This is a genomic window from Acinetobacter sp. S4397-1 (assembly GCF_024129285.1).
GTDB classification, from domain to species: Bacteria; Pseudomonadota; Gammaproteobacteria; order Pseudomonadales; family Moraxellaceae; genus Acinetobacter; species Acinetobacter lwoffii_C.
Genome location: NZ_JAMXXZ010000062.1, coordinates 1 through 5,135, shown reverse-complemented (window position 1 = coordinate 5,135; position 5,135 = coordinate 1). Strand labels below are relative to the sequence as shown.

Annotated in this window: 3 protein-coding genes; all 3 read left to right on the top strand. The window is 40.5% G+C overall.

Annotated elements, in window-relative coordinates; genetic code table 11:
• Window positions 1-279: 279 nt before the first annotated feature.
• The 3 genes from NI467_RS14375 to NI467_RS14365 all read left to right on the top strand — a co-directional run bounded on the left by NI467_RS14375 (window position 280) and on the right by NI467_RS14365 (window position 4,911).
• Window positions 280-1,530: an esterase-like activity of phytase family protein gene (locus NI467_RS14375; protein ID WP_151207133.1), complete on the top strand. Its 1,251-nt coding sequence runs from the start codon at window positions 280-282 to the stop codon at window positions 1,528-1,530.
• Between the two features lie 305 nt (window positions 1,531-1,835).
• Window positions 1,836-3,197: an MFS transporter gene (locus NI467_RS14370; RefSeq protein ID WP_151207135.1), complete on the top strand. Its 1,362-nt coding sequence runs from the start codon at window positions 1,836-1,838 to the stop codon at window positions 3,195-3,197.
• A gap of 364 nt (window positions 3,198-3,561) precedes the next feature.
• Complete coding sequence (locus NI467_RS14365) at window positions 3,562-4,911, top strand: aromatic acid/H+ symport family MFS transporter (RefSeq protein ID WP_151207137.1); 1,350 nt, start codon at window positions 3,562-3,564, stop codon at window positions 4,909-4,911.
• Window positions 4,912-5,135: the final 224 nt, after the last annotated feature.

Genomic DNA, 5,135 nt, shown 5'->3' with positions numbered 1-5,135 from the left:
AAGTGAAACCTCTTTGCGCTGATGGTAGTGTGGGGTTACCCATGTGAGAGTAAGTCATCGCCAGCTCATTATTCAAAAATCCCCCTGCTAATCAGCAGGGGGATTTCTTTTTTTATAAAAAGAAAAAAATAAGAAGGAGAATAAAAATCAGAACAATAGTGTGGATGTCCTGCTAGAAATTAAAAACTTAGCTAAAGCTTCATACAATTGCTGTCTGTTTGTCATTTAAAGCTGATTTAATCAGTTTTGACTATAAAAAATGACGAGATGAAGAGCCGTATGAGAAAAATTTCGCTGAGCGTGTTAAGTATTTGCATCTTGATGCTTTCTGCTTGTAAAGATTCAGATCATCACGACACAACTTTACCCGAGCAGACATTAACAGAACCTACACTGATATCTTTTGCCAAGTTGGATGTAGAAACTTATGCAGAAGGTCCTGATTCTGGCCATGATGTTAAGGGAGCGAATGGAATTTTTCCTCCCTTTAAAGGTCAGCCTGTACAAGGTTTTTCGGCTGCCCTTAAAAATCCAGACGGTACTTACCTGGCGATGTCTGATAATGGTTTTGGCGCTCAAGATAATTCAGCAGATTATTTATTGCGTTTACATCACCTTTCAATTGATTTTAGAACTAAAGTTGGTGGGACAGCAGGGGTAAAACCTCTGGCTTATATCCAGCTGCGCGATCCTAATCGTCTGATTCCTTTCGATATTGTTAATCAAAATACCCAAGAACGCCCGTTAACAGGCGCTGATTTTGATCCAGAATCGATGCAACGCACTGCAAATGGAGATATCTGGATTGGAGATGAGTTTGGTCCTTATTTACTGCATTTTAATGCCGAAGGCATCTTGCAAAGCCCACCTATTGCTTTGCCACACCCTCGCAAACCCGGAATTGAACTCCGTTCTCCACAAAATCAGCTGAATAAAATGGGTCAAAATTATGTGACTCCGTTGGTACAACGCAGTGGCGGTTTTGAAGGGATGGCCATCTCCACTGATGGCCAATATCTTTATCCTCTACTGGAAAAACCGTTAATTGATGCGACTCAATCACAACTGATTATTTCCGAATTTGATATTCAGAAAAAAGCTTATACTGGAAAGGTCTATTATTTTGATCTTGATAGTAAAGCCACAGCAATTGGTGATTTTCAGCTATTTAATCAGTCAGAAGGCATTATTATCGAGCGGGATGATACTGAAAATAATCTGGGCGGTTATAAAAAATTAATCAAAATTAAGTTGAATCAACCTGGTGAAGCAGTTTCACGTATAGAGCTGGTCAATTTGATGAATCTTGCCAATCCGGACTTGTTATACGGACCTGTACGCGCAGGCGATATAGCTACTAATACTCGTTTTGGTTTGCCTTTCCAGACAATTGAAGATCTGATTATTGAAGGGCCAGACTTGCTTACTGTGCTGAATGATAATAATTTTCCTGGCTCTAGCGGACGTAACCGCAACCTGGCAGATGATAATGAAATTATCCAGATTCGTTTGGAAAAAGCTTTATATTAGGAATTGTTGAGCATTTTTAATAAATCCCCAGATGGATCCATCTGGGGATTTTTTTATATAAATTTTACAGAAAACCAGTTTATCACTTTGATAATACTTTATTTTATATGTGAATAATCACATATTTAGCTGAATTAATTAAATATTTTTATTTACAACTTTAGTGTTAAAAAGCCAATAAAGTTAAAAAATGATCAATTTTGCAGTCGACAAAGTATAAATAATCATCCATTTTATATAAAAAGTGAATAAGCATTCATTTTTTATACAATAAGTAAAAGCTCACAATTGGAGGTGAGGTAAAAATGTCAGCGATAATAAATGTAAATGCTGTAGTGGATGAAGCAAAGTTTAAACCTTTCCATTTAAAAATCGTATTGTGGTGTCTGTTTGTCGTTATTTTTGACGGTTATGACTTGGCAATTAATGGAGTTGCTTTACCTCTACTCATGCAAGAATGGAATATGACAGCGGTGCAAGCTGGCATGTTGGCAAGTACCGCACTGGCGGGAATGATGTTTGGGGCCATGCTGTTTGGGATGCTGGCAGATAAAATTGGCCGAAAAAATGTAATTCTGATTTGTGTGACTCTATTTAGTGGATTCACCTTTTGGGGCGGTTTCGCCTCAAGCCCAACCGAGTTTGGGGTTTTACGTTTTATTGCCGGTCTGGGTATTGGGGGAGTGTTGCCTAATCTGGTGGCTTTAACCTCAGAATATGCACCACAAAAAAAGCGCAGTACCTTGGTGACTACTATGTTTAGTGGCTATGCGGTAGGTGGTATTATGGCGGCATTGCTCGGGGCTTGGTTAACACCAAGTTTTGGCTGGGAAATCATGTTTTATATTGCAGGGCTTCCTTTATTGATCTTGCCACTGTTATGGTTCTATCTACCTGAATCACTGACTTTTCTAGTAAAAAAGCAGAAAAATGAAAAAGCCAGTAAAATTGTACAGCAGATTGTTCCTGAACAGGCGGTTACCGCAGATACTCAATTTGTACTGAATGAAGTCCACGCACCAGAAGGCTCTATTGCCGCCCTGTTTAAACAAGGCCGTAGCATGAGCACCTTACTGTTCTGGAGCTGCTTCTTTATGTGTTTGCTGATGGTATATGCGCTGGGCAGCTGGTTGCCAAAACTGATGATGGCCGCAGGCTATTCATTGGGTAATAGCTTGATGTTCCTGCTGGCGATGAATATCGGTGCGGTAATTGGTACGATTGGTGGAGGGATTCTAGCAGACCGTTTTCATCTGAAACCGGTTATTATCGGCATGTTCCTGCTGGGTGCGGTGTCTCTGGTGGGCCTCGGCTTTAATTCTCCACAAGTGGTAATTTATTTACTGGTGGCGGCCGCGGGTGCTTCTGCAATTGGCAGTAGTATTCTGCTATATAGTTTTGTGGCGCAATATTATCCTTTATCCATCCGTTCTACCGGCATTGGCTGTGCTTCTGCAGTCGGCCGCACTGGTGCCATTGTGGGACCAATCGTGATCGGTTTCTTGCTGGGCATGGAATTACCACACAAGATGAATTTCCTGGCTGTGGCAATCCCGGCCATTATTGGCGCAATTTCTGTTGCCCTGATTGTGCGTAAAGACCTGGCGGCAGAACATGATACAGAGACTGTGTTGGCAGCCAAAAAGCTCAATTCGATTAAAACCTAGGCATTTTTTGCCAATTAAAATGAATTAAACTTTTAAAGAATTACAAAAGCCCCTTTCAATTAAGGGGCTTTTGTTTAAATTTTCTATAAAAATACAGGGCCGAAAAATAGTTAGCTTATGTTTAATTACTGGGCTAAGTTTAATTAAAATTATAATTAATTCATTATTCAATAATTTATCTTAATAAAAACGTGACATATCACGCAAATAAATGCCTTTTCCCAATTCATAGAAATATATCATTTAGTCTTATTGTGCCTGAAATCTGACTTCCGTATATTCCTCAGTCTTGAATCTTCAGTTGAATATTCAATTGAGTCTTCAAAAGGATATTATGGACAAGTACTCATGGGAGATGAGAACGATGACAACGGAAAAAGTGGATATTAGTTCTGTAGTCGATAATGCGAAATTTACGCCTTTTCACTTCAATGTAGTTGCTTGGTGCTTACTCATTATTTTGTTTGATGGCTATGATTTAGCAATTAATGGTGTGGTTTTACCATTATTGATGCAGGATTGGGGTCTAAGTGCTGTTCAAGCAGGTATGTTGGCCAGTACCGCACTTGCCGGGATGATGTTTGGTGCGATGATTTTTGGTTCCTTGGCGGATAAAATCGGTCGTAAAAAAGTCATCATGATTTGTATTGTATTATTTAGTGGTCTGACTTTTGCTGGGGGTTTTGCTTCAAATCCAACCGAATTCGGAGTTTTACGCTTTCTTGCCGGTCTGGGCATTGGTGGGGTGATGCCTAACCTGGTGGCCTTAACTTCTGAATATGCGCCACAAAAAATGCGCAGTACCTTGGTGACCACCATGTTTAGTGGTTATGCCGTAGGTGGGGTGATGGCCGCCTTATTAGGTTCGTGGTTTACGCCAAGTTTTGGTTGGCAAATCATGTTCTTTATTGCTGGAATCCCGTTATTTTTATTACCGGTCATCTGGAAATTTTTGCCTGAATCACTCGCTTTTATGGTGAAAGAAAATAAACAGCAGGAAGCACGTCGTATTGTACGTCGTTTGGCGCCAGAGGTTAGCGTAAATGAGCAAACTACGTTTAGCCTGCCACAGGGAAATGTACCTGAACCTGCTAACGTGGTGAGCCTGTTCCGTCGTGGCCGTGCGGTCAATACGGTTTTGTTCTGGATTGCCTTCTTTAGCTGCTTACTCACTATGTATGCATTAAGCAGCTGGTTGCCGAAGCTGATGATGGCAGCAGGCTACTCGATGGATAACAGCCTGATGTTTATGATGGTCATGAACGTGGGTGCAGTCGTCGGTATTGTCGGTGGTGGTATTTTGGCTGACCGTTTCCATTTGAAACCGGTATTGATGTTCCTCGGTATGATGGGCGCGATTGTGATGAGCCTGATGGGTTTCCAGTCAAATCAGTTTTTGCTTTACATCTTGGTGTTCCTGGCAGGTGCAGCATCGATTGGTTCGCAAATGTTATTGTATAGTTATGTAGCGCAATTCTATCCATTGGCCGTACGTTCAACCGGTATTGGCTGGTCTTCTGCAATTGGCCGAATGGGGGCAATTGTCGGCCCGATCCTGATTGGTGGCTTACTGGGTATGAATCTGCCTGCACACTTCAACTTTATGGCAGTCGGTTTACCGGTACTGATTACAGCAATTGCGGTTGCGTTGATCATGCATGAAAATGAAGCTGACAAGATTGGTTCAATTGAGCCAGCAGTGTCTAAAGCTTAAAGCTAAGGATTAAATAACAAGCCTCCAAAAGGGGGCTTTTTATATTAATTTTTTATTGAAAAATAAACTTTGTGTATTAATATTATTACTTTTCATTAATGCATATAATAGGTAAAAATGAGTCTTAATAAATTAGGGCGTGTCCTCATTTGGCTTTACACCAAATAAACATGCAAGCAATGTAAATCATAGACTGATAATTTCGTGCAAGCTTATCAAATCGG